Annotated in this window: 1 protein-coding gene; it reads left to right on the top strand. The window is 37.9% G+C overall.

Going from position 1 to position 1,096, the window contains the following annotated elements:
* The coding region (locus A1D25_RS10235) for a hypothetical protein (RefSeq protein ID WP_157395577.1) at positions 1-1,096 on the top strand (1,096 nt) is incomplete at both ends.

The following is a 1,096-nucleotide window of genomic DNA, read 5'->3' as shown; positions in this document are numbered from 1 at the left end:
ACCTATTATTAATGAACCAGATAGCGGTGTACGTGCAATTAATGCCACAGGTTCCATTTTTGCGACATATAATGCTAAATATCATATTGATTCCACTTGGCAATGGAAAAAATGGCAAAGTGAGGATGACAAATATGATCTTCCTTACTTTGTTAAACCAGTTCAATTAGATGAATCAATATTCTCCTTTGTTTACGCCCTTAATGATCAAGGAAATGTAGCTGGAGGAAATGCAAATAAGACAACTAAGTACCTAGTGCCTACTATTTGGAAATGGCAAAACGGCAAATGGTCTGAGCCAATTGAGCTTCCAACATCAGTAACTAATACAACTAATACAATTGAAGATCAGGATTTTTTGGGTAATGTTCAAGGGCTAAATGGTTTGGGCAACCGAGCTGTTGGTTATGAGTTCATTGCTTCAAATAGGCATATTAATCTAGCTACAGTCTGGACAGAAGAGGGGGATAATTGGGATGGTATAAGATTATCATTAGAGGAATCATCTGCTGAGGCAATTAATAATAAAGGTGATATTGTCGCCGGTCGTAATCAATACAGAGCTTCAATTTGGCGTCATAATGGAACAGACTGGTCTGATGCTCAAGAGATAGATAATAATCACTCTAGTTTGTTTGCATTAAATAATGCTGGTGATGTGGCGGGAGGAGCATTTGATCTTACTGGTAAATCGATCGTGAATGATAGCGATCCATATGCATCTTCTACTTTTATCCCTGCAATTTGGTCGGGTAATAATTACAGTGAAAAAACCATATTAAAAGGTATTGATGGCAATGAAACCTATGGGGAAGTGAGAGCCTTGAGTGCAGACGGTAAAATTGCAGGTGGGCGAAGTAAAGTTGGAGAAAATTACCGTGCTACTATTTGGTTAGGTAACGATTGGAAAGCTTATGATTTAGGAACCTTCGAACAAGATGGATCAGGTTTTTCTTCAGTTACTGCAATGAATGATGACGGTACTATCATAGGAGGGCAAGCTCAATTTAATAATAGCTACTTCGGTTATGCTGCTCTTTGGTTTATTCAATATGATGAAAACGGCAAACCTACTGTAGATTTGCTAACGAATGAA

The organism is Ursidibacter arcticus (assembly GCF_009761375.1).
In the GTDB taxonomy this organism is placed as follows: Bacteria; Pseudomonadota; Gammaproteobacteria; order Enterobacterales; family Pasteurellaceae; genus Ursidibacter; species Ursidibacter arcticus.
Note: the sequence above shows the minus strand (reverse complement) of the source record. Positions and strands in the feature narration are given on the sequence as shown.